Annotated in this window: 22 protein-coding genes; 5 read left to right on the top strand and 17 right to left on the bottom strand. The window is 71.3% G+C overall.

The features are described from left to right. Nucleotides 1-2 precede the first annotated feature (2 nt). The 14 genes from ACH4S8_RS00630 to ACH4S8_RS00565 form a co-directional block, all read right to left on the bottom strand. Nucleotides 3-644 carry a 1-hydroxy-2-methyl-2-butenyl 4-diphosphate reductase gene (locus ACH4S8_RS00630; RefSeq protein WP_398389529.1) on the bottom strand — a complete coding sequence of 214 codons (642 nt, stop codon included), beginning with the start codon at nucleotides 642-644 and terminating at the stop codon, nucleotides 3-5. Beyond that, complete coding sequence (gene shc, locus ACH4S8_RS00625) at nucleotides 644-2,647, bottom strand: squalene--hopene cyclase (RefSeq protein WP_398389528.1); 2,004 nt, start codon at nucleotides 2,645-2,647, stop codon at nucleotides 644-646. Before shc ends, ACH4S8_RS00630 begins: the two co-directional genes overlap by 1 nt. 152 nt (nucleotides 2,648-2,799) lie before the next feature. Beyond that, a complete protein-coding gene (locus ACH4S8_RS00620) occupies nucleotides 2,800-3,867 on the bottom strand; it encodes a polyprenyl synthetase family protein (RefSeq protein WP_398389526.1) in 1,068 nt (355 codons plus the stop codon). A gap of 59 nt (nucleotides 3,868-3,926) precedes the next feature. Next, a complete protein-coding gene (gene hpnE, locus ACH4S8_RS00615) occupies nucleotides 3,927-5,333 on the bottom strand; it encodes a hydroxysqualene dehydroxylase HpnE (protein WP_398389524.1) in 1,407 nt (468 codons plus the stop codon). Beyond that, entirely contained in the window at nucleotides 5,333-5,470 is a 138-nt protein-coding gene (locus tag ACH4S8_RS00610; protein WP_398389523.1) for a DUF6380 family protein, read from the bottom strand. Before ACH4S8_RS00610 ends, hpnE begins: the two co-directional genes overlap by 1 nt. A 15-nt stretch (nucleotides 5,471-5,485) precedes the next feature. Continuing rightward, nucleotides 5,486-6,436, bottom strand: coding sequence for a presqualene diphosphate synthase HpnD (hpnD, locus tag ACH4S8_RS00605; RefSeq protein ID WP_398389521.1), 951 nt, complete (start codon nucleotides 6,434-6,436; stop codon nucleotides 5,486-5,488). Next, on the bottom strand, nucleotides 6,433-7,335 hold the full coding sequence (gene hpnC / locus ACH4S8_RS00600) for a squalene synthase HpnC (protein WP_398389520.1): 903 nt from the start codon (nucleotides 7,333-7,335) through the stop codon (nucleotides 6,433-6,435). Before hpnC ends, hpnD begins: the two co-directional genes overlap by 4 nt. A gap of 359 nt (nucleotides 7,336-7,694) precedes the next feature. Beyond that, complete coding sequence (locus ACH4S8_RS00595) at nucleotides 7,695-8,474, bottom strand: ABC transporter ATP-binding protein (protein ID WP_398389519.1); 780 nt, start codon at nucleotides 8,472-8,474, stop codon at nucleotides 7,695-7,697. Then, entirely contained in the window at nucleotides 8,467-9,363 is an 897-nt protein-coding gene (locus tag ACH4S8_RS00590; protein WP_398390676.1) for an ABC transporter permease, read from the bottom strand. Before ACH4S8_RS00590 ends, ACH4S8_RS00595 begins: the two co-directional genes overlap by 8 nt. Before the next feature lie 161 nt (nucleotides 9,364-9,524). After that, nucleotides 9,525-10,370, bottom strand: coding sequence for a glycosyltransferase family 2 protein (locus ACH4S8_RS00585; RefSeq protein WP_398390674.1), 846 nt, complete (start codon nucleotides 10,368-10,370; stop codon nucleotides 9,525-9,527). A gap of 35 nt (nucleotides 10,371-10,405) precedes the next feature. Beyond that, a complete protein-coding gene (locus tag ACH4S8_RS00580; RefSeq protein WP_398389517.1) occupies nucleotides 10,406-11,185 on the bottom strand; it encodes a CDP-alcohol phosphatidyltransferase family protein in 780 nt (259 codons plus the stop codon). Further along, a complete protein-coding gene (locus tag ACH4S8_RS00575; RefSeq protein ID WP_398389515.1) occupies nucleotides 11,163-12,224 on the bottom strand; it encodes an iron-containing alcohol dehydrogenase family protein in 1,062 nt (353 codons plus the stop codon). The genes ACH4S8_RS00580 and ACH4S8_RS00575 overlap by 23 nt, the downstream gene beginning before the upstream one ends. Continuing rightward, nucleotides 12,212-12,964, bottom strand: a complete 753-nt coding sequence (locus ACH4S8_RS00570) for a sugar phosphate nucleotidyltransferase (RefSeq protein WP_398389514.1) — start codon at nucleotides 12,962-12,964, stop codon at nucleotides 12,212-12,214. Before ACH4S8_RS00570 ends, ACH4S8_RS00575 begins: the two co-directional genes overlap by 13 nt. Further along, nucleotides 12,961-14,757 carry a DUF5941 domain-containing protein gene (locus ACH4S8_RS00565; RefSeq protein WP_398390672.1) on the bottom strand — a complete coding sequence of 599 codons (1,797 nt, stop codon included), beginning with the start codon at nucleotides 14,755-14,757 and terminating at the stop codon, nucleotides 12,961-12,963. The genes ACH4S8_RS00570 and ACH4S8_RS00565 overlap by 4 nt, the downstream gene beginning before the upstream one ends. A gap of 317 nt (nucleotides 14,758-15,074) precedes the next feature. Here ACH4S8_RS00565 and galE point away from each other — a divergent pair, with 317 nt between their 5' ends. The 4 genes from galE (at nucleotide 15,075) to idi (ending at nucleotide 18,565) form a co-directional block, all read left to right on the top strand. After that, a complete protein-coding gene (gene galE / locus ACH4S8_RS00560) occupies nucleotides 15,075-16,055 on the top strand; it encodes a UDP-glucose 4-epimerase GalE (protein WP_398389512.1) in 981 nt (326 codons plus the stop codon). 135 nt (nucleotides 16,056-16,190) lie between these two features. After that, nucleotides 16,191-17,129: a cation diffusion facilitator family transporter gene (locus tag ACH4S8_RS00555; RefSeq protein ID WP_398389510.1), complete on the top strand. Its 939-nt coding sequence runs from the start codon at nucleotides 16,191-16,193 to the stop codon at nucleotides 17,127-17,129. 189 nt (nucleotides 17,130-17,318) lie between these two features. Then, nucleotides 17,319-17,849, top strand: a complete 531-nt coding sequence (locus tag ACH4S8_RS00550; RefSeq protein ID WP_398389508.1) for a GNAT family N-acetyltransferase — start codon at nucleotides 17,319-17,321, stop codon at nucleotides 17,847-17,849. Between the two features lie 122 nt (nucleotides 17,850-17,971). Further along, nucleotides 17,972-18,565, top strand: a complete 594-nt coding sequence (gene idi, locus ACH4S8_RS00545; RefSeq protein WP_398389506.1) for an isopentenyl-diphosphate Delta-isomerase — start codon at nucleotides 17,972-17,974, stop codon at nucleotides 18,563-18,565. A 16-nt stretch (nucleotides 18,566-18,581) separates the two neighbouring features. Here the strand turns inward: idi and ACH4S8_RS00540 are convergent, their stop codons facing one another. Then, complete coding sequence (locus ACH4S8_RS00540; RefSeq protein ID WP_398390670.1) at nucleotides 18,582-19,082, bottom strand: ATP-binding protein; 501 nt, start codon at nucleotides 19,080-19,082, stop codon at nucleotides 18,582-18,584. 333 nt (nucleotides 19,083-19,415) lie between these two features. Here ACH4S8_RS00540 and ACH4S8_RS00535 point away from each other — a divergent pair, with 333 nt between their 5' ends. Then, on the top strand, nucleotides 19,416-20,159 hold the full coding sequence (locus ACH4S8_RS00535; protein ID WP_398389504.1) for an enoyl-CoA hydratase/isomerase family protein: 744 nt from the start codon (nucleotides 19,416-19,418) through the stop codon (nucleotides 20,157-20,159). A gap of 51 nt (nucleotides 20,160-20,210) precedes the next feature. Here ACH4S8_RS00535 and ACH4S8_RS00530 read toward each other — a convergent pair whose 3' ends face one another. Further along, the gene (locus ACH4S8_RS00530; RefSeq protein ID WP_398389502.1) at nucleotides 20,211-20,846 is read right to left on the bottom strand and encodes a DJ-1/PfpI family protein; all 636 of its coding nucleotides are present in this window, start codon (nucleotides 20,844-20,846) and stop codon (nucleotides 20,211-20,213) included. A 74-nt stretch (nucleotides 20,847-20,920) separates the two neighbouring features. Beyond that, a complete protein-coding gene (locus ACH4S8_RS00525; RefSeq protein ID WP_398389500.1) occupies nucleotides 20,921-21,874 on the bottom strand; it encodes a GlxA family transcriptional regulator in 954 nt (317 codons plus the stop codon). Nucleotides 21,875-21,967 lie beyond the last annotated feature (93 nt).

The raw sequence follows: 21,967 nt of genomic DNA, 5'->3' as shown, positions 1-21,967 counted from the left end.
GCTCACCTCCGAGGGAGCGACAAAGAACGGTGCCATTCGAAAAAAGCGGGAAGCACGGAACGAAGAACGCGGAAGGCTGATATTCCACCGCGGAACGTGCCGATTCGGACGAGTTCATGTTCTGGAGCATCCACGACCACCCGGACGGCCGCAACGGGACGGGTGCCCGAGCGGACGGCGCCGAGCAGCGTGGCCGCCGACTCCATGTCGACGGCGATGGCGCCGGTGGCGAGCAGATCGGCGCGCTCGTGACCGCGGACCACGTGGTCGGAGCCGGTGAGCGGCCCCGTGTGGACGGTGCGCCCCGGCACGGCGCGGACGAGTTCCTTGACCAGCAGATCGGTGCCCACGCACGGCGTGGTGCCGCCCGGGTCCCGGGTCTCCTCGGCGACGACCAGGTCACCGGGGTGCATGCCCGGGGCGAGCCCCGCGCAGAATCCGGTGGCCAGCACGGCCGCCCCGGTCAGCGCCGGGTCGGCGAGCACCCGGGTGACCGACCGGTCGGCGGCCCTGGGTCCCATGCCGGTGCGCAGCACGGTGACCGGCCCGCCCGCGCCGCTCCGGTCGCCGCTGCGCAGGGCGAGGTGCTCGATGCCGAGCGCGCAGGCGATCAGGAGCGGGTCCGGGGCGGGCGGCCTGTCCATCAGCCCCCCTTCGCCGCGGAGAAGGGCTCCCCGTGGACGTAGCGGCCGAGTGCGGTGAGCGGGAAGACCTGGCGGTAGAGGTGGTAGTTGATCGAGAAGTCCCACGGGAAGCCGGTCCCCGTGAAGTACGGCTCGTCCCAGGTGCCGTCGGACAGCTGGGTCTCCGCGAGCCAGACCACCGCGCGCTCGACGGCCTTGGAGTCGCGCTCCCCCGCGGCCAGCAGGGCGAGCAGCGCCCAGCCGGTCTGCGAGGCGGTCGAGGCGCCGCGTCCGCTCCAGCCGGCGATGTCGTCGTAGGAGCGCATGTCCTCGCCCCAGCCGCCGTCCTCGTTCTGCACGGACTCCAGCCAGGCCACCGCGCGGCGGATCGCCGGATGCGAGCCGGGCAGGCCTGCCGCCGTGAGCGCCGGGACCACCGACCCCGTTCCGTAGATGTAGTTGACGCCCCAGCGCCCGAACCACGAGCCGTTCGGCTCCTGGTGGGCGAGCAGCCACTCGATCCCCCGGCGGGTGCGCGGGTCGTGCGTGAGCCCCTCGACCGCCAGCATCTCCACCACGTGCGCCGTGACGTCCGCGGAGGGCGGGTCGATCACCTCCCCGAAGTCGCAGAACGGCAGCCGGTTGGGAAAGGCGCTGGTGTTGTCGACGTCGAACGCGCCCCAGCCGCCGTCCTTGGACTGCATGCCGAGATTCCAGCGGACCCCGCGTCCGATGGCGTTCTCGACGCGGTCCGGGTCGTGATGCCGGACGCGGCGCAGTGCGAGGACGACCTCCGCGGTGTCGTCGATGTCAGGGTAGTTGTCGTTGTGGAACTCGAACGCCCAGCCGCCCGGAGGCAGTTGGGGCCGCTTGACGGACCAGTCGCCGGGCCGGACGATCTCCTCCCCGAGCATCCAGTCCACGGCCTTGACGAGCTGTGGATGGTCGGCGGGCACGCCCGCGTCGGCCAGCGCGATGGTGGCCAGGCAGGTGTCCCACACCGGCGACTGACAGGCCTCGATCATCCGGGCGCCGTCCTCGCGCCACACGGCGAAACGGTTTAGCGAGGCCAGCCCCTCGCGCATCACCGGGTGCTGGAGGTCGTAGCCGAGCAGATGCAGCGCGATGACCGAGTAGACGGCCGGAGGCTGGATGCCTCCCCAGCAGCCGTCGTTCTCCTGGCGCTCGATGATCCATCGGCCCGCGGTGTTCATCGCCGCTCTGCGCAGCGCGCGCGGTGCGACTCTGCGGTACTGGTGCAGTGCCTTGTCCAGGCGCTGGAAGACCCCGTCCCAACTGGCCACGGGCGCAAGGGGCCTGACGGGATTGGGGTGACGGGCGTCGGTGTGCAGTTCGTCCAGCGCGAACGGCGCTGGCCGCACCGGACGCTTCGCCGAGACGACGGTGAGCGGCACGATGGTCTGCCGCGCCCAGCATCCGAAGTCGTAGATGTTCAGCGGCATCCACTTGGGCAGGTAGATGAGCTCCGGCGGGAGTTCGGGCAGGTCGTCCCACTTCCACCAGCCGAACAGGGCGAGCCAGATCCGGGTGAAGACACGGGCCGCGGCGATGCCGCCGTGCCCGCGGATCCACGCGGCCGCCCTCGCCATGTGGGCCTCGTCCGGGGCGTCCCCGGCCAGCCGCAGGGCGACGTACGCCTCGATGGTGGTGGACAGCTCGCCCGGACCGCCGTAGAACGAGGCCCAGGTGCCGTCCTCGCGCTGCTCACCGCGGATGAACAGCGCCGCGCCACGGGTGGTCGGCTCGTCGCGGATGCCCAGGAACTGGCGGAGCAGCAGGTCCTCGGCGTCCATGGTGACGTTCGTCTCGAGGTCGCCCTTCCACCAGCCCTGGGCGTCCTGCCGGGCGAGCAGGAAGTCCGTGGCGCGCTCCATGGCGCGCGTGGCGGCGTCTCGGGTCTCGACTGTCCCGGCCGCCTCGGGAGTCGTCTCGCGTACGGTCTCGTTGGCCGAGGCAGCGCGGGGAGGAAGTGCCCCGGTGCTTCCGTCGGTCGTCGCTGTCATGGCTTCCCCTTCGTGCAGTGGTGTGTCTCTGCTGTGGGTCCGCCGTCGGCCGGTGCGTTCGTTCGGATGGATATCCCCCCGCTCGAACGAGGTTCGAAGCTTGGGGAAGGCACCGGCCGGCGACTACGCGAGGTTTATTCGACCGATAACGATCATCTCTTCCGCACGACGACGAAGTCGGCCAGCGCCACGAGCTGGGCGCGGACCTGTTCGGGCATCGGTACGGCGTCCAGCGCCTCGATGGCGATCGCGTGCTGGCGGCGTGCTTCCTGGGCGGTCCACTCGCGGCCGCCCGCCTCCTCGATCAGCGCGGCGCGCACGGCGAACTCCTCCTCGGAGAAGTTCTCGAAGTCGCTGGCCTTGGCGTCCTCGGCGAGCAGGGCGCCGAGCCGCTCGGAGGCGGCGCCGCCGGCGGCGAGCGCGGCCACGACCGGCAGGGACTTCTTGCGCTGGCGCAGATCGCTCCAGGTCTGCTTCCCCGTGGCCTCCGGGTCGCCCCAGATGCCGAGGAGGTCGTCGACGGCCTGGAAGGCGAGGCCGAGGTGGTAGCCGTAGCGCTCCAGCGTGTCGGCGGTGAGGTCGTCGGCGCCGCCGAGGACCGCGCCGATGGAGCAGGCGCAGGCGAGCAGGGCGCCGGTCTTGTTGCCCTCCATCTCCAGGCACTCCTCGACGCTGACGCGGTCGCGGTGCTCGTAGGAGATGTCCTGGGCCTGGCCGTCGATCAGGGCCCGGGTGGCGGTGGTCAGACGCCGGGTGGCCCGGCCGGCCTCGACGGTGCCGAGTTCCAGGAGGACCTCGCTGGCCAGCGCGAACAGGGCGTCGCCGACCAGGATCGCCTGGGCGGGGCCGTGCACCTTCCAGACGGTGTCGCGGTGGCGGCGCTGCTCGTCGCCGTCCATCAGGTCGTCGTGCAGCAGCGAGAAGTTGTGCACCAGTTCGACGGCGACGGCGCCGGGGACGCCCACCTCGGGAGCGGCGCCGGCGGCCTGTGCGGAGAGCACGGCGAGCGCGGGGCGCACCGCCTTGCCGCCGTCGCCGTCCGCGGGGTTGCCCTCGGCGTCGATCCAGCCGAAGTGGTAGGCGGCGACGGTGTCCATGGGCGGTGCCAGACGGTCGACGGCCGCCTTGAGCACCGGTGTGGCCAGGGTCCGGCCGCGCTCCAGGAGCGCGGTCACGTCCACCGCGTCGGCAGCCGTTTCGGCCGGGGGCACAGTGGGCACAATCTCTCCTCTTGTTGCGGTACCGGGGGTGCGGGGGCCTGCCAGGCTCCGGTCGAGCGTCATGCCGCCTCCTCGAAGAGTCCGAGGAGATGGTCGCGGGGCCGGCCCAGGGCGCTCAGCGCGGCGTCCGCCGCACCGACTCCACTGCGAACCGCACTCTCCATGGTTGCGGGCCACCCTGTGGCGGTCCACGCTCCGGCCAGGTACAGGCCGGGGGCTTTGGTACGGGCGCCGGGCCGCAGCCGCCCGACTCCCGGGGCGGGGGCGAACGTCGCGGTGCGCTCCCGGGTCACGAAGAAGTCCTTCACGCCGGCGCCGCGCGCACCGGGCAGCAGTCGCTCCAGTTCCGGCAGGTAACGCTCCCGGAGCACGGCGACGGGCTCGTCGATCTCGTCCTGCGCGGCCGACTGCGACAGCGCCACGTACTGTCCCTCGCGGAGCCCCGACGCCTCGGTGCGGTCGAAGACCCACTGCACCGGGGAGCCGAGGGCCGCGAAGAACGGCGCGGTGAGGACCTTGCGGTCGTAGACGACGTGGATGTTGAGGATCGGCGCGGTGCCGATGTCCAGAAGCCGCTCGGGGGCGTCGAGCGCCCCCTCGGGCAGCAGGTCGTACGCCTCGCGCTGGGGTACGGCGAGCACGACGGCGTCGGCGTCGATGCGCTCGCCGGGAACCTGAACGCTCCAGCGGCCGTTCTCGTAAGGGGAGACGGAGGTGACGCGTGTACGGATCTCGGTACGTACGCCCGCGGAGTCGAGAGCCTTGCGGGCCAGGGTGTCGTGCAGTTCGCCCAGCGGGACGCGAGCCCAGCCGATGTCGGCCGCGCCCGGGTCGGACAGCAGACCCGTCTTGAACACCATCGCGGCGAGCCCCAGCGAGGAGTCCTGGGCCACCGCGTTGAGGGTGGCGACCCCCACGAGGTCCCACAGTGCTTCGACGGCACGTCGCGACTGACCGTGCCCAGCGAGCCAGTCGCCGAAGTTCTGCTCGTCGAGTGCCGGATCGGTGAGGTCCAGGCCCTTGAGCGCGAGCGCGGCCCGGCCGACCCTGGCGCGTTCGGCGAGCGAGAGGTGCTGGTAGGTCGCGAGGCTGCGCGCCAGGTGGAGCGGTACGGGCAGCGCGGAGCGGCCGATCCTGCCGAGCCGTCGTCCCTCGGGTGCCTCCAGGTCGAGAACGGGCACGTCGAGACGATCCTGCAGGGGCGCGAGTGCGGTCGCGTCGACGCGGTCGAGGAACCAGCGGTAGGCGGTGCAGCAGCGCAGGAAGACGTGCTGTCCGTTGTCCACGGTGAGCTCGCCGCGCTGGAAGGAGAACGCGAGACCGCCGAGGCGCGGCCGGCCCTCCAGCAGCGTCACCCGGAGCCCGGCGTCGGCCAGCGCGAGCGCGGCGGTGATGCCGGCGAGCCCGCCGCCGATCACCACGGCGGTGGACCGGCCGGAGTCGTCCGTGGACTCGACCTCGCTCATCACGCACCCTCCCCTGCGGCCGCGCCGTGCCGGCCGGACCATCCGCGGCAGGCCGTTGCAGTCAGGGACGCCGCCCGGCACCGGAGGGTTGCCCGCCACTTCTCGCCGGCCGCATCGCCTGCGCCCCTTTCGTCCATCAGACACGCGTCCATTCAGACACGCCTCCGGACGGTACGGCGGGAGACGTTCCGGGCGTCGAGACCGGAGAGGCCGCGCACGGCGACGTACGCCTTCTCGCGCCCCGGCAGGGACACCCGGCCGCGCAGCACGGCCTCCGGCTCGCGCTCGATGCGGTCGAGGAGACGCCGGTAGATGCCCGCCATGGCCGCGACACAGGCGCCGCTGCGCCGGTCCAGCATGGGCAGCAGCCGGTAGCCCTCCGCGAACAGGGCACGCGCCCGTCGCACCTCGAAGTGGACGAGGCCCGCGAAGTCGGAGCCCTCGGGCGGGGTCGGCCCGTCGAACCCGGCCGAGCAGCCGAACTTGGCCAGGTCGTCGGAGGGCAGATAGGTGCGCCCTCCCTCGGCGTCCTCCCGGACGTCCCGGAGGATGTTGGTGAGCTGGAGCGCGAGCCCGAGCGTGTCGGCGTACTCCGGGGCGCGCTCGGCGCCGCGCGCTCCCGGTTCGGTGCCGAAGACCCCGAGCGAGAGCCGCCCGATCGCTCCGGCCACGCACCGGCAGTAGACCTTCAGGTCGTCCCACGTCTCGTACGTCTCACCGCGTACGTCCATGAGCACGCCGTCGATGAGCTCGTCCAGGCCTCCGAGGGGTACCGGGAAGTACTCGGCGGTGTGACTGAGGGCGACCGCGACCGGGTCGGTGTCGTCCTCCTCGACCTCGCCCGCACGGACACGGGCGAGCAGCGCCCGGGTCTCCTCCAGGCGCACCCCCTTCACCTCCGGTGCCAGCGTGCCGTCGCCGATGTCGTCGACGCGCCGGGAGAACGCATAGAGCGCGGACATCGCACGGCGCTTGGACGTCGGCAGAAGCCTGATGCCGTACGCGAAATTACGGGCCTGCTGACCGGTCACCGCCTCGCAGTAGCTGTACGCGGCGAGTACCGGTGCGGACACGTGCTGGTCCGACTCCACGGTCCGGATCACCCCTCTCCTCGCAGAGTCACTCCCACCTCGCGCAGCAGCTGGAGCTTGCCGGGCTTGGGCGGGCCGGGAAGTACGTCGTATTCGGCGGCGGCGATCGCGCGGACCGCCGCCCTTCCCCCTGCGACGAACCCCGCGAGCAGCAGTTTCAGCCTGCCGTGGACGCTACCCACGAGGGGGGTGCCTTCATTCAGGAGGTTCAAGGCGCGTTCTGCTTCGTATGCAACCAGTGCTCGCACCGATGCGCCTGCTGTGGCGACGGCGAGATCCGCTTCGACGACGTGAAAGCGCTTCATGTCCTCGGCGGGCAGGTAGACGCGGTCGCGGCCGAGGTCCTCGGCCACGTCCTGGAGGTGCTCGACGATCTGCAGCCCCGTGCACACCGCGTCGGAGCGGCGGACCCGCTCGGGCGTGGACGTTCCGGTGACGGAGAGGACGAGACGGCCGACGGGGTTCGCGGACAGTTCGCAGTAGGCGAGCAGATCGTCCCAGGTCTCGTAGCGCTGGACGAGCTGGTCCTGGCGGTTGGCCGCGATCAGGCCGAGAAAGGGCTCGGGGGTCAGGCGCGCGCGGCGGGCCGTGGGCCGGAGCCGGCGCAGCAGGGGGTGGCGCGGGACCGAGTCGAACACCCGGTGAAGATCGGCTTCGAGCGCGTCGAGGAGGACCAGGCGGTCACCGGCGTCCGCGTCCGCCACGCCGAGGAGGCGCGCGTCGGCACCGCCGGGGGCGAGATCGCCGTCACCGATGTCGTCCACGAGCCGGGCGAAGCCGTACACGGCCATCAGGTCGTCGCGCCAGGCCCTGGGCAGGAAGAAAGGGGCCACGGGAAAGTTCTCGTCCGCGGCTTTGTCGAGGGTGCCGCGCTCCGGATCGCCGGTGCGGGCCGTCCCGGCTTGGATCACCGCTGGCCGCCCGGCGCGAGGACGGCACACGCATCGCGGAGCTGGAGAGTCACCGTAGCCATTGCCGTCACATCTCCCGTTCTACACTGCCGACCCAACACTGCCCATTTCGGACACGCCGCCCGGAGATCCGCCTCGGCGTGACGGTGCCGGGTGTCGCGTATTATCGCCCTACTTGACGCGTTTCAGCACCGGTACAGCTTACGTTGTACAACGCGGCACACTCCGCCGGGGTGTCCTGCACATCACAACAACACACCGATTGGCGTCAAGATTCCTCACGCTGACGGGAGTTGGCGTTTCCTTTGCAGACGCGGGGCCCCACCGGAGAGTTCCGGCGGGGCCCTGGGCGAATCGGGCTACTTGCCCGTGAACTTCTCGTACTCCTTGAGGACGTCCTCGGTCGGGCCGTCCATGCGCAGCTCGCCGCGCTCCAGCCACAGCACGCGGTCGCAGGTGTCGCGGATCGACTTGTTGTTGTGGCTGACCAGGAACACCGTGCCCGCGCTCTTGCGCAGCTCGCGGATACGGGCCTCGGACCGCTTCTGGAAGGAGCGGTCACCGGTCGCGAGGGCCTCGTCGATCATCAGCACGTCGTGGTCCTTGGCCGCCGCGATGGAGAAGCGCAGCCGCGCCGCCATGCCGGAGGAGTAGGTCCGCATCGGCAGCGTGATGAAGTCGCCCTTCTCGTTGATGCCCGAGAAGTCGACGATCTCCTGGTAGCGCTCCTTGACCTGCTCGCGGGACATGCCCATGGCGAGCCCGCCCAGGATGACGTTGCGCTCGCCGGTCAGGTCGTTCATCAGGGCCGCGTTCACCCCGAGCAGCGAGGGCTGGCCGTCCGTGTAGACCTTGCCCTTCTCGGCGGGCAGCAGACCGGCGATGGCCCGCAGCAGGGTGGACTTGCCGGAGCCGTTCGAGCCGATCAGGCCGATGGCCTCGCCGCGGTAGGCGGTGAAGGAGACGCCCTTGACGGCGTGCACCTTGCGCACACCGCGTTCCTCACCGCGCTTGAGGATGCGGCTGAGGGCCGCGGTGGCGCTGCCCTTGCCGGTCTTGGCGCCGTTCACGCGGTAGACGATGTGCAGTTCGTCCGCGATGACGGTCGGGATGTGCGACCTCTTGTCGAGCTCAGCCACGGCCGTACCTCTCTTCAGCCTTCCAGAAGTAGACGAAACCGCCGACGGACGTGACCACGGCCCAGAAGACGGCGATGGCCCACACGTGCGACGGCAGGTGGGAGGCGCCGTAGCCGTCGATGAGCGCGAAGCGCATCAGGTCCATGTAGACGGCGGCCGGGTTCGCCTGGAGCGCGCGGGCTACCCATTCGGGGCTTTCGGCCAGCATGGTGCTGATGGAGAACATGACACCGGAGGCGTACATCCAGGTGCGCAGGATGAACGGCATGAGCTGGGCGAGGTCGGGCGTCTTGGCACCCATCCGCGCCACGATCAGCGCGAGGCCGGTGTTGAAGAGGAACTGGAGGAACAGCACCGGGACGATCAGGAGCCAGGACAGGCCCGGGTAGCTGCCGAAGCCGATCGCCACGATGAACAGCACGATCATCGAGAACAACAGCTGCTGGAGCTGCTGGAGGGCGAACGAGACGGGCAGCGAGGCACGCGGGAAGTGCAGCGCGCGCACCAGTCCCAGGTTGCCCGAGATCGCCCGGACGCCGGCCATGACCGAGCTCTGCGTGAAGGTGAAGACGAAGACACCCGTCACCAGGAACGGGATGTACACGTCGTGCGACATCCCGCGGTCGGCCTTCAGGATCAGGCCGAAGATGAAGTAGTAGACGGCCGCGTTGAGCAGCGGCGTCGCCACCTGCCAGAGCTGGCCCAGCTTGGCCTGGCTGTACTGGGCGGTGAGCTTGGCCTGCGAGAAGGCGAGGATGAAGTGCCGCCGGCTCCACAGCTGACGGACGTACTCGGCCAGTCCGGGCCGGGCACCGCTGACCGCGAGGCCGTACTTGGCGGCCAGGTCGGCCGCGGACAGCCCGTCGTCGGGCGAAGGTCGGTCGCTCACGGCGATGCCGCCGTCTTGCGTCGTACTCACAAGGGGAAACTTTCGTCTTCGAGAGGCGCACGGCCGGCCGGTCACCCGGCATCGGCCGGGGACCGGGTTGTGCCCGGGTGCTCTCAGGATCGAGCTTGTCAGATGACCGGAGGTCGGCCCAGTCGGGCTTGTCAGATGACCGGAGGCCGGCCCAGTCGGGTCAGCCGCCACACCGTGCGCCACCTCATGGGACGCCTCGGTCCGCACGGACTCCTCCAGCCTTCCCGGAATCCGCCGAACCAGGCCCGCAGCGCGGCCCGCGAGGGACGGCGCAGCAGCGTCAGGAGCATCCAGACGCCGAGGTAGACCGGGACGAGAGGCGCGGGAAGGTTTCGGCGTGCCAGCCAGACCCGGTTGCGGGCCACCATCCGGTGGTACACCGCGTGCCGTGACGGGGCGGTCGTCGGGTGGTACAGCACCATGTCGGAGCGGTAGTCGATCATCCAGCCAGCGTCGAGGGCCCGCCAGGCCAGGTCGGTCTCCTCATGGGCGTAGAAGAAGGCGTCCGGGAGCCCGCCGACCTCGGCGAGGACCTTCGTACGGACCGCGTTGGCGCCGCCGAGGAACGTGGTGACGCGCGAGGAGCGCATCGGGTCGGAGGCGCGCAGCCTCGGGACGTGGCGGCGCTGGGTCTCGCCCGTCTCGGGGTCGGCGATCCGGAAGCTGACGATGCCGAGCTCGGGGTCGTCGGCGAAGGCGCGGCGGCACAGTTCCGCCGTGTCGTGGCGGGCCAGCAGGCCGTCGTCGTCCAGGAAGAGCAGGACGTCCACGTCGGTGCCGCCGGGGCCGAAGGCCTCGATGCCCACGTTGCGGCCGCCGGGTATGCCGAGGTTCTCGGGCAGCTCGACGGTCCGGACGCCCGCGGGGACGTCCGGGACGGGTGAGCCGTTGCCGACCACGACCACCTCGACGCGGTCGCCGTCCTGCTTGGCGACCGAGTCGAGAAGGGCCCTGAGCTCGTCGGGGCGGTTGCCCATGGTGATGATCACCGCACCGACCTTCGTCGCCGTACTCACTTGAGCCTGCTCGAGGCGAGGATGGACACCAGGTGCAGCACGGTCTGCACCAGCGCGATGCCGGCGAGCACGGCGGTGCCGAGCCGGGTGAAGAACAGGTCGCCCCTGATCTGGTCCGCGATCGCGAGGACCAGGATCAGCAGGGTCGCCTCGATGCCGAGGATCAGCCGGTGGAACTTGAGCGCCGCGGCGGCCCTGCGGGCCAGCGCCACGCCCGACGAGCGGGGTTCGGACGCGGACTCCTTGACCGGCGGCAGCCCGCCCTGGTGGCGGGCGACGCCGACGAGATCGGTCTCCGCCTTGACCAGGATCGCGCCGAGGGCGGCCAGCGTGCCCAGGAAGGCCCACAGCCAGTCGACGCGTCCGCTGCCCCACAGGTCCGCGGCCCGCAGGCCGAGGCCGACGAGGACGGCCGCGTCGGTCAGGTAGGCGCCGACGCGGTCGAGGTAGACCCCGCCGAGGGAGTACTGCTTCTTCCAGCGCGCGACCTCGCCGTCGACGCAGTCGAGCAGCAGGTAGAGCTGGACCATCACCACGCCGAGCACCGCGCCCGCGATCCCCGGCACCAGCAGGGCGGGGGCCGCGAGCACGCCGCAGAGGGTCATCAGGTACGTGAGCTGGTTGGGCGTGATCCTGGTGTTCACCAGGTAGCGGTCGCAGCGCAGCGAGATCTCTCGCATGTACAGGCGTCCCGCCCAGTGCTCACCGCTGCGCCGGTCCTTCACCCCGGGGGGATGGACGACAGGGCGGAGTTCAGCTACCGATGGCCTTGGCATAGTCGGAGTAGATGTCCTTGATCTGGTGGGTTTTCAGGTCGAGATGTTCGAGGATCGTGTAGCGGCCGGGCCGGGTCTGCGGAGCGAACTCCACGACCTCGACGAACTCGTCCACGGTGAAGCCGATCTCCTCGGGCAGCACCGGCAGTCCGTGCCGCCGCAGCACCTCGGCCATGAAGGCCGCGTCCTCGTGGGCGCCGCGCAGATACATCGCGAAGGCCGCGCCCAGGCCGCACTGCTCGCCGTGGCTCGCCGCGCGCTTGGGGAAGAGGAGGTCGAAGGCGTGGTTGATCTCGTGGCAGGAGCCGGAGGCCGGACGGGAGTCGCCCGAGATCGACATCGCGATGCCGGTGAGGACGAGCGCCTCGGCGAGCACCTGGAGGAAGTCGTTGTCGCCGACCCCTCCGGGGTGCCTGAGCACGGCCTCGCCGGCCTGGCGCGCCATGGCGGCGGCCAGCCCGTCGATCTTCTCGCCCGTGACGCGGTTGGACAGTTCCCAGTCCGCGATCGCGTTGATGTTGGAGACGGCGTCCCCGATGCCCGCCCGGACGAACCGGACCGGCGCCTCGCGGATCACGTCGAGGTCGATGACCACGGCGATCGGGTTCGGCACGCCGTAGGAGCCGCGGCCCGCGTCGTTGTCGAGGGTGGCGACCGGCGAGCACAGTCCGTCGTGCGCGAGGTTCGTGGGCACCGCGACCAGCGGCAGCCCGACCCGTGCCGCGGCGAACTTGGCACAGTCGATGATCTTGCCGCCGCCCAGGCCCACGACCGCGTCATAGTGTCCGGCCTTTATGTCGCCGGCCAGCCGGATGGCGTCGTCGAGCGTGCCGCCGCCGACCTCGTACCAGGTGGCGCCGGGCAGCGCCGGGGCGATGCGGTCGCGCAGCCGCGCGCCCGAGCCGTTGCTGACCGCGACGGCCAGCTTGCCCGAGTGCGAGATGCGCTGGTCGCTGAGTACGCCCGCCAGGTCGTCCAGGGCACCGGGACGGATGTCGACGACGACCGGCGAGGGGATGAGCCTCGTCAGTACTGGCACGCGATCTCACGTCCCTTGGCGAGGTCGTCGTGGTTGTCGATCTCGACCCACTTGACCTCGCCGATCGGCGCGACGTCGATCCGGAAGCCGCGGTTGACGAGCTCCTGGTAGCCGTGCTCGTAGAACTGCTGCGGGTCGGTCTCCCACACCGTCTTCAGGGCGTCGGCCAGCTCGGCGGCGGCAACGCCCTCGATGAGGGTCACACCGATGTACTCGCCGGTGGCCTCGGAGGGCTCCATCAGCTTGGTGATCTTCTGGACGCCCTTGTCGGGGTCCACGACGACCTTCATCTCCTCGTCGGCGAGCTTCTTCACCGTGTCGAGGGCGAGGATGATCTTCTTGCCGTCGCCGCGGGCGGCGAGCAGCGTCTTCTCGACGGAGACCGGGTGCACGGTGTCGCCGTTGGCGAGGATCACACCGTCCTTGAGGGCGTCACGACCGCACCACAGGGAGTAGGCGTTGTTCCACTCCTCGGCCTTGTCGTTGTCGATGAGGGTGATCTTGAGGCCGTACTTCTCCTCGAGGGCGTCCTTGCGGTCGTAGACGGCTTCCTTGCGGTAGCCGACGATGATGCCGACCTCGGTCAGACCGATCTCGGCGAAGTTGCCGAGGGTCAGGTCCAGGACCGTGATGGAGTCCTCTATGCCCGCGGGGCCCACCGGCACGAGAGCCTTCGGGAGGCTGTCGGTGTAGGGGCGCAGACGCCGTCCGGCGCCGGCCGCCAGCACGAGGCCGATCATGCGGGTTCTCCTTCATCGTGTACGGCGGGGGCCCCGGAGGACACCCAGAAGCGGATGCTCTCGACGAGCACCAGCAGCGCCACGGCCACGGCGAGAGCCGTGAGCGCGACCTTGAACTGTGCGGCGGCGAGCAGCGCGGCCAGGACGGTGACCAGCAGCGTTCTGCCTTCGTGCCCGCCGATCGCCCGCACCAGCCAGTGCGGGGGGGCTCCGGCGTTTCCGCGAATGCGGTACACCGTGTCGTAGTGATGGTAGGCGACAGCGGCCACGAGGCCGAAAGCCGCCGGAAGCACTCCGTTCATCCCGGCGTTGACCGCCAGTGCCAGAACGGTGAGGTATTCGGCCGCGCGGTAGAACGGCGGGACCAGCCAGTCCAGGGCGCCCTTGAGCGGCCTGAGCAGGGCGGCCGGCGACAGCAGGACGTACACGACGGCACCGAGCACGGGCAGCCAGCTGCCGTACGGGGCGAGTGCGGCGGATGTCACGACGGCCGCTCCGGCGGCGAAGGCGACCACGGCCGGGGCGACGCGCGGGAGGCGGCCCGCGTGGCGGGTCAGGTACTCGGCGAGCGCGCCGGAGTCGGTGAGGTCCGCCAGGGCCCGGGCGGCGCGGTCCGTGCGGCGCGCCTTGCGGGTCAGCGAGCGCAGGACCCGGCCCGCGGTGGTGTAGGTGGCCGCGAAGGCACAGCCCACGAGCAGCGCGTAGAAGGTGATACGGGGGGTCGTCAGCGCCGTCAGGACGGCGATCATCGCCCATCGCTCGCCGATGGGCAGGACTATCATCCGGCGCACCCAGACCGTCCAGCCGACGCTGTCGAGCTTGTCGGAGAGGGCCGCGGTGGGGCTGGTGTTGGCCGTGGCGTCGTGGTTGGCCTCGTTGAAGGAGAAGTCCACGACGTGCCGGCAGGTCTGGAGGATCATCGCGCCGAGGGCGAGCGCCCACACGTCGTCGCCGCCGCGGGCCGCGCCGAGCGCGAGTCCCGCGTAGTAGGCGTACTCCTTGGCGCGGTCGAAGGTCGCGTCCAGCCAGGCGCCGAGCGTCGAGTACTGCAGGGAGTAACGGGCGAGCTGTCCGTCCGTGCAGTCCAGGACGAAGGAGAACAGCAGCAGCAGACCGGCCGCGACGAAGCCGACGCGGGTGCCGGTGGCGGCGCAGCCCGCGGCGATCAGCGCGGTGATCAGCGACGCGGTGGTGACCTGGTTCGGGGTCAGACCGCGGCGGGCGCACCAGCGGGCGATGTAGCGCGAGTACGGGCTGATGCAGTACGTGGTGAAGAAGCCGTCGCGGGCCTTGACCGCGCTGCGCAGCCGTACGGCCTCGTCGTCGACGGCCAGGACGGCCTGGCGGACGCCGTTGCGCTCCTGCGGATCGGCGGGAACCGCGGCCACGAGGGTGCCGAGTTCCGGCCGGTACACGGTGAGGTCGTCCGCCTCGAGTGCCTCGCCGAGGCGCTCGGCGAGGTTCTCCGGAGCCACGGCGGTGTTGCCGGCCGCCACGTTCTCCCGGGTCACGGCACGGGTCAGGGCCCGCCGGGCCTCGGGCTGCACGGACACGGCGCCGGGAAGGGCGGAGGCCGCGAAGCGGGGGTCGGTCAGCCCCAGACGCAGGGCGTGCACATGCCCGACGAAGCGGGCGTCGACGACGGCGACCCGATCGTTCGCCGGCACGGCGGCGAGCAGGGTCTCGGTCTCGCCCGCGTCGAGCGCGTGGCGCACGTCGAAGCCGAGCGACCGCAGATCGCCTTCGAGCGACGATCCGGGGACCGGCTGGCCGGTGAGGATGGCGGTCGGCAGCGAACTCACTCCCTGGGTGCCGGCGCGACCTGGCGCCCGGCGTGTGCGTGGTGGGATGGCCGCCGGCTCATGGCGACGGCCCCGGCGGCATGTCGGCAGAGGCTATCGGATGAACGGAAGCGGGGGTTCACCGCCTGTTCACGGCCCGATCAACCGATTTTGTCCGGCGGCGCCGCGATCATCATCGGGGATCCCGGGCCCGCGTCACAAGCGCGGCCCTGCGGACCGGCACATTCCCGGCACCGCGCACGGCGCCCGGCCTTCTCCGGAACGGGGCACACCGGACACGGCCGCGGACCCGCATAGGGTGTTCGTCCATGACATGGCTGATCACAGGCGGGGCCGGATACATCGGGGCACACGTGGCGCGGGCGATGGCGGAGGCCGGAGAGCGCGTCGTCGCCCTCGACGACCTGTCGTCCGGGACACCGGACCGGCTTCCGGGGAGCATTCCCCTCGTGCAGGGGTCGTCGCTGGACGGTGATCTGCTCAAGCGGGTCCTGGCGGAGCACGGGATCACGGGTGTGGTGCACCTCGCCGCCCGCAAGCAGGTCGGCGAGTCCGTGGCCGAGCCGACCCGCTACTACCAGGAGAACGTGGGCGGTCTCGCGACGCTGCTGGAGGCGGTGGCGGAGGCGGGCGTCCGGCGGTTCGTCTTCTCCTCCTCAGCGGCCGTCTACGGCAATCCCGGCGTGGACCTCATCACGGAGGGCACCCCCTGTGCCCCGATGAGCCCCTACGGCGAGACGAAGCTCGCCGGCGAGTGGCTGGTGCGGGCGGCGGGGCGCGCGCACGGGATCGCCACGGTGTGCCTGCGCTACTTCAACGTGGCGGGCGCGGCCGCGCCCGAGCTCGCCGACACCGGGATCTTCAACATCGTCCCGATGGTGTTCGACCGCCTCACCCGCGGCGAGGCCCCGCGGATCTTCGGTGACGACTACCCGACCCCGGACGGCACCTGCGTACGCGACTACATCCATGTCGCCGACCTCGCCGAGGCGCATCTCGCGGCGGCCCGGCTGCTGACGGACGGGGCGAGCGGAGATCTGACCGTGAACATCGGCCGGAGCGAGGGCGTCTCGGTACGGGAGCTCGTCACGCTCATCGCCGAGGTCACCGGGAACTCCACGCCGGCCCTCGTCGAAGCGCGCCGCCCCGGGGACGCCCCGCGCGCGGTCGCCTCGGCCGCGCTGGCCGCCCAGGAGCTGGGCTGGGGCGCGCGGCGCGACGTGCGCGAGATGGTGGAGTCGGCCTGGCGCGGCTGGCTGCTGCACCACCCGGAGGCCGCCGGCGCATGATCGCGCCGGTGCTCTGACCTGCGCATCGTTTCCGCAGGTCAGAGCATATGACAACGGTGTTCAGTGCCGCGTTGCCCGATACCCCCCGCCCGTAGTTGACTGGCACGACCGAGCGAAACACAGGAGGCGGCTTTCATGGGGGCTGGGCAGGACCACGGGCACGCGCACGGCGCGCCCCCGGCCGGTACGGCGACGGCCGCGTACCGCGGGAGGCTGCGTGTCGCGCTGGCGATCACGCTCACCGTCATGGTCGTCGAGATCTTCGGCGGTCTCCTCGCCGATTCGCTCGCGCTCGTCGCGGACGCCGCGCACATGGCGACGGACGCGCTGGGGCTCGGCATGGCCCTGCTCGCGATCCACTTCGCGGCGCGCCCGCCGAGCGAGAAGCGGACCTTCGGCTACGCGCGGGCCGAGATCCTCGCCGCGCTCGCCAACTGTCTGCTGCTGTTCGTCGTCGGCGGTTATGTGCTGATCGAGGCGATCCAGCGTTTCATCACGCCCGCGGACACCCACGGCGGGCTGACGATCGCGTTCGGCGTGTTCGGTCTGGTCGCCAACACGGTCTCGCTGACGCTGCTGATGCGCGGGCAGAAGGACAGTCTGAACGTACGCGGCGCGTTCCTGGAGGTCGCGGCGGACGCGCTGGGCTCGGTGGCGGTCATCCTCGCCGCCGTGGTGATCATGACCACCGGCTGGCAGGCGGCGGACCCGATCGCCTCGATCGCCATCGCGCTGATGATCGTCCCGCGTACCTGGAAACTGCTCCAGGAGACCCTCGACGTGCTCCTGGAAGCGGCGCCCAAGGGGGTCGACATGGCGGAGGTGCGCGCCCACATCCTGGCCCTCGACGGCGTCGAGGACGTCCACGACCTGCACGCCTGGACCATCACCTCCGGCATGCCGGTGCTCTCCGCGCACGTGGTCGTCAGCTCCGACGTCCTGAACGCGATCGGCCACGAGAAGATCCTGCACGAGCTCCAGGGCTGCCTGGGCGTCCACTTCGACGTCGAGCACTGCACGTTCCAGCTGGAGCCGAGCGGACACGCCGAGCACGAGGCGAAGCTCTGCCACTGACACGAATCCGGAGGCGGCGCCCGGGCGGGCGCTGCTAGCGTGGCGGAGGGTCCCAGGAGGTGGGTTGATGACGGCCGTGACAGGCGCTGCCGCGCGCAGCGACTTCGGTGTCCCCGTCTCCCGGGCCCGGGGCTGACCCGCCGGCATCGTCGACGCGTCGGCCGGGCCCGTCACCCAAGGGTTTCCACGATGACCGACCACACAGCACACAGCACTGCCTGGCGCATCCGCCAGGAGACCTCCGCCGACGTCGCCGAGGTGCACGCCGTGACCGCCGCCGCCTTCGGACGGGCCGAGGAGGCCGACCTGGTGGACGCGCTGCGCGCCGATCCCGGGGCGTGGCTGCCCGGCCTGTCGTACGTCGCCGAGGCACCGGACGGCACGATCGCGGCGTACGCCCTGATCACCCGCTGTCATGTCGACGAGGCCCCGGCCGCCGCGCTGGCGCCGGTCGCCGTCCGTCCCGACCTGCATCGCCGTGGCGCCGGATCGGCCGTCGTCCGCGCGGTGCTGGAGGCGGCACGCGCGCGGGGCGAGGCGCTCGTCCTCGTGCTCGGGCATCCCGGGTACTACCCGAGGTTCGGCTTCGGGCCCGCCGCCGGCCATGGCATCCGGCCCGGTTTCGACGTGCCCTCCGAGCATCTGATGGCCCTCGTCCTCGACGATTCCGTGCCGGTGGCGCCGGGCACGATCAGGTATCCGGCCGCGTTCGGCGTCTGACCCAGACCGGCCGCGTGTCCCGCCCTGGTGCCCCGGGGCGGGACATGCGGAGAGACGAAGTGCCGGGAGTGCCGGTTTCGTACGGCAGACTTGGGGCTGGAAAACCGATGCGAAGGATGGGTATGCCGATCACACCTGCCACCGCGACGCACAGTTCGTCGAACGGCACCGCTGACGCGATCTTGCTGGAGCTGGTCGACGAGGACGGCAATACGATCGGTACGGCGGAGAAGCTCGCGGCCCATCAGGCCCCGGGACAGCTGCACAGAGCGTTCTCGGTGTTCCTCTTCGACGAACAGGGCCGGCTGCTGCTGCAGCAGCGCGCGCTCGGCAAGTACCACTCCCCCGGTGTGTGGTCGAACACCTGCTGCGGCCACCCCTACCCGGGCGAGGCACCCTTCGCGGCGGCGGCCCGGCGCACGTACGAGGAACTCGGGGTCTCCCCGACGCTGCTCGCCGAGGCGGGCACGGTCCGTTACAACCACCCGGACCCGGACTCGGGCCTGGTGGAGCAGGAGTACAACCACCTGTTCGTCGGGATGGTGCAGTCCGTGCCGCGGCCCGACCCCGAGGAGGTCGGCTCGACGGTCTTCGTGACCGCCGCCGAGCTGGCGGAGCGGCACGCGAAGGACCCCTTCTCGGCGTGGTTCATGACGGTGCTGGACGCGGCCCGTCCGGCGATGCGGGAGCTGACGGGTTCGTCCGCGGGCTGGTAGCCGGTCCGCCGGGCGCTCAGAGGCCCGGAGCGAGCGGCAGGGCGGCCCAGATCACCTTGCCGCCGCCCGCGGTGTACTCGACGTCGCACCCTCCGCCGAACTCCCTGGTCACCTCGCGGACCAGCAGCAGGCCCCGGCCTCCGGTCTGCCCGTGGTCGGCCTCCAGCGCGGTCGGACGGTAGGGGTGGTCGTCCTCGACGGACACCCGGACCCAGTCGGCGCCGACCGCGACCTCCACGGCGAGCATCGGCGACAGAAGTGCCGCGTGCTTGACGGCGTTCGTGACCAGTTCGGAGACGATCAACAACAGTCCCTGAACGACATCGTCCGAGACCGGCACCGCCTGGCGGACCAGCAGATCGCGGACGGCGTGCCGCGCCTGCGGCACCGAGGCGTCGACGGCGGCGGCGGTGAACCGCCACACCCCCTCGTACGGCAGCGGTTCCGGCGATCTGACGTCGGGAGTCACGACTCCACCTTCGGGGCTCGGGTCGGACCCCCGCCCGAGGTTCTCCATCGTCCGGTCGCCGCCCTTGCGCTCGATTGTCACCACACGTCGAGTGTTGGTAATGCGCCGGTCCGTACCGGTTGACTGAACAGAAGTCAGCAATTATCGCCGATAATTGATCGCCTATGCATGAAAAAGAAAACTTTACGACAACTCCAGTCGCTTTCGCGTCGACTTCCGAAACTATTCGGGTTGTACGGGTTTGCCCGCCCAGTGACCCGATTCGTTCCTCGCGCCTCCGGCACCCGCGCGAGGGCCCGGGAACGGGTCCGGGACAGTCCGGGAAACGGGTCCGGGACCATGATCGGAGTCCGGCCGGCCCGTGCGGATAGCATCCGGCTTATGGAGCCGCAGCTGTTGCACCACGTCGGCGACGGAGTCGCCACCGTCGTCATCCATCACCCCGCCAAGCGGAACGCCATGACGACGCCGATGTGGCGCGCGCTGCCGCCGCTGCTGAACGCCTTGAGCGCGCGAGCCGATGTGCACGCGCTCGTCCTGACCGGCGAGGGCGGCACGTTCTGCGCCGGGGCGGACATCTCGACGCTGCGGGAGTCCCCGGACGAGGCGCAGGGCCTCGCCGTGCTCGCCGAGGAGGCCCTCGCCGCGTTCCCGAAGCCGACGCTGGCCGCGATCCGCGGTTACTGCGTGGGCGGCGGGTCCCAGCTCGCGGCCGCCTGCGATCTGCGTTTCGCGCAGGAGGGCGCGCTGTTCGGAGTGACTCCCGCGAAGCTCGGCATCGTCTATCCGGCCTCCTCCACCCGGAGGCTGGCGGAACTGGTGGGTCCGTCCGCCGCCAAGTACCTGCTTTTCTCGGGTGAGTTGATCGACACCGAGCGCGCGCTGCGCACCGGCCTGGTGGACGAGGTGCTGCCCGAGGGCGAACTCGACAAGCGGGTCGCGGAGTTCACCCGTGTGCTGGCCGCCCGCTCACTGCTGACACAGGCGGCGGCGAAGGAGTTCGTGAACGGGCGCACCGACCGCGACGCCCACTGGACGCAGCAGGCGCGCGCGGGCGGCGACACCGCCGAGGGGGTCGCCGCCTTCCTGGAGCGCAGGCAGCCGCGCTTCACGTGGGCTCCGTGAGCGCTCGCCGGACCCTCTCGGCGCGGTGAGCGGCACCGGGAGTCCCCGCGTCTACGTCAGCAGGAAACGGCTCTTGCCCCGGAACTCCTCGACGAGGTGCGCGGGTGCCTTCTCCGGGGACCCGGCGTCGTAGGGCGGCTGCGGGTCGTACTCCGTCAGCAGTTGGACGGCCTGGGCGTGTTCGTCCCCGGCGATCCGGCCGAGCAGCGTGAGACCCATGTCGATGCCGGAGGAGACACCGGCCGAGGTGACGTACTTGCCGTCGAACACGACCCGCTCCCCCGTGGCCCGGGCCCCGAACCTCCCGAGTTGGTCGAGGGCCAGCCAGTGGGAGGTGGCCCGGCGCCCGTCCAGCAGCCCCGCGGCGGCGAGCAGCAGGGAGCCGGTGCACACCGAGGTCGTCCAGAGGCTGGTGGCGTCGGCGGTCCGCAGCCAGTCGAGCAGGACCGGGTTGTCCATCTGGTCGCTCTGGCCCGGCCCTCCCGGCACGACCACGATGTCCGGGCGCGGTACCTGCGCGAGGCTCCTGTCCGCGGTCAGTGCGAGCCGACCGGTGTCGGAGCGGACCGGGCCGGTGCGCTCGGCGACGAAGACGGTGTCGGCGTCCGGCAGCCTGCCGAGCGTCTCGTACGGGCCCACGGCGTCCAGGGCGGTGAAGCGGTCGTAGAGGAGGGTGGCGATCTGCATCGGGGTCCTTTCGTCGAAGTCGAAGTCGAAGGGGTGTGCCGCAGGCCGGCGGGGGCCGTCGGCCTGCGGGGCCCTCAGCCGGTGGAGGCCGGCCGGAAGCGGCGCCGGTACTCCGCCGGTGCCGAGCCGAGGAGTTTCACGAAGGCGCGGCGCATGGCCTCGGGGGTGCCGTAGCCGCAGGCCCGGGAGACCTCCTCGATGCCGTCGGCGGTGTCCTCCAGGAGACGGCGGGCGTGTTCGAGCCGCACCCGCTCGACGTACCGGCCGGGTGTCGTTCCCGTCTCCGTCCGGAAGGCACGGGCGAAGTGACGGGGCGAGAGACGGGCACGGACCGCGAGCGACTCGACGCTCAGATCGTCGCCCGGATGCTCGGAGATCCACTGCTGGACCTCCCTCAGCGGTTCGCGTGCCGCGGTCTGGGCGGCGAGCTGGGCGCTGAACTGCGCCTGGTTGCCCGGCCGCCGGAGGAAGACGACGAGATGACGGGCGATGACGAGGGCGGTGTCACGGCCCAGGTCCTCCTCCACGAGGGCGAGGGCCAGGTCGATGCCGGAGGTGACGCCCGCCGAGGTGGACACGTTCCCGTCGCGCACGTAGATGGGGTCGGGATCGACCGTGACCGCCGGATGGTCGCGGGCGAGCCGGTCGCAGTGGGCCCAGTGGGTCGTCGCTCGACGGCCGTCGAGCAGGCCCGCCGCCGCGAGCAGGCCGGCGCCGGTGCACACCGAGACGAGGCGCTCGGCGCCCGGGCCGTGGTCGCGCAGCCAGCCGATCAGGCGGGAATCCGGGCGCCGGGTGCCGCTGCCGCCCGGAACGAGCAGGGTGTGCGGGTCCGGCGCGTCGGCGAGCGCCCGGTCCGGGACCAGGACGAGGCCGCTGGAGGAACGGACCGGGCCGCCGTCCAGGGAGGCCGTGCGGATGCCGTAGGAGCCGCCGCGGTGGGCCTCGGCGCCCGCGAACACTTCGAGGGGGCCGGTGACGTCGAGGCTCTGCACGCCGTCGAAGAGGACGATCAGGACCGTTCGCATGTCACGATTCTCGGCCGGTCCGCGGGTGGCGGCAATGACGAGAACCCCACCTTTCCTGCCATCCGGGACGCGGGAGTTCACGACATACCGACC

Origin of the sequence: Streptomyces sp. NPDC021080, from assembly GCF_044333225.1 — a bacterium.
GTDB lineage: Bacteria > Actinomycetota > Actinomycetes > Streptomycetales > Streptomycetaceae > Streptomyces.
This window is presented reverse-complemented; position numbering and strand designations above follow the sequence as displayed.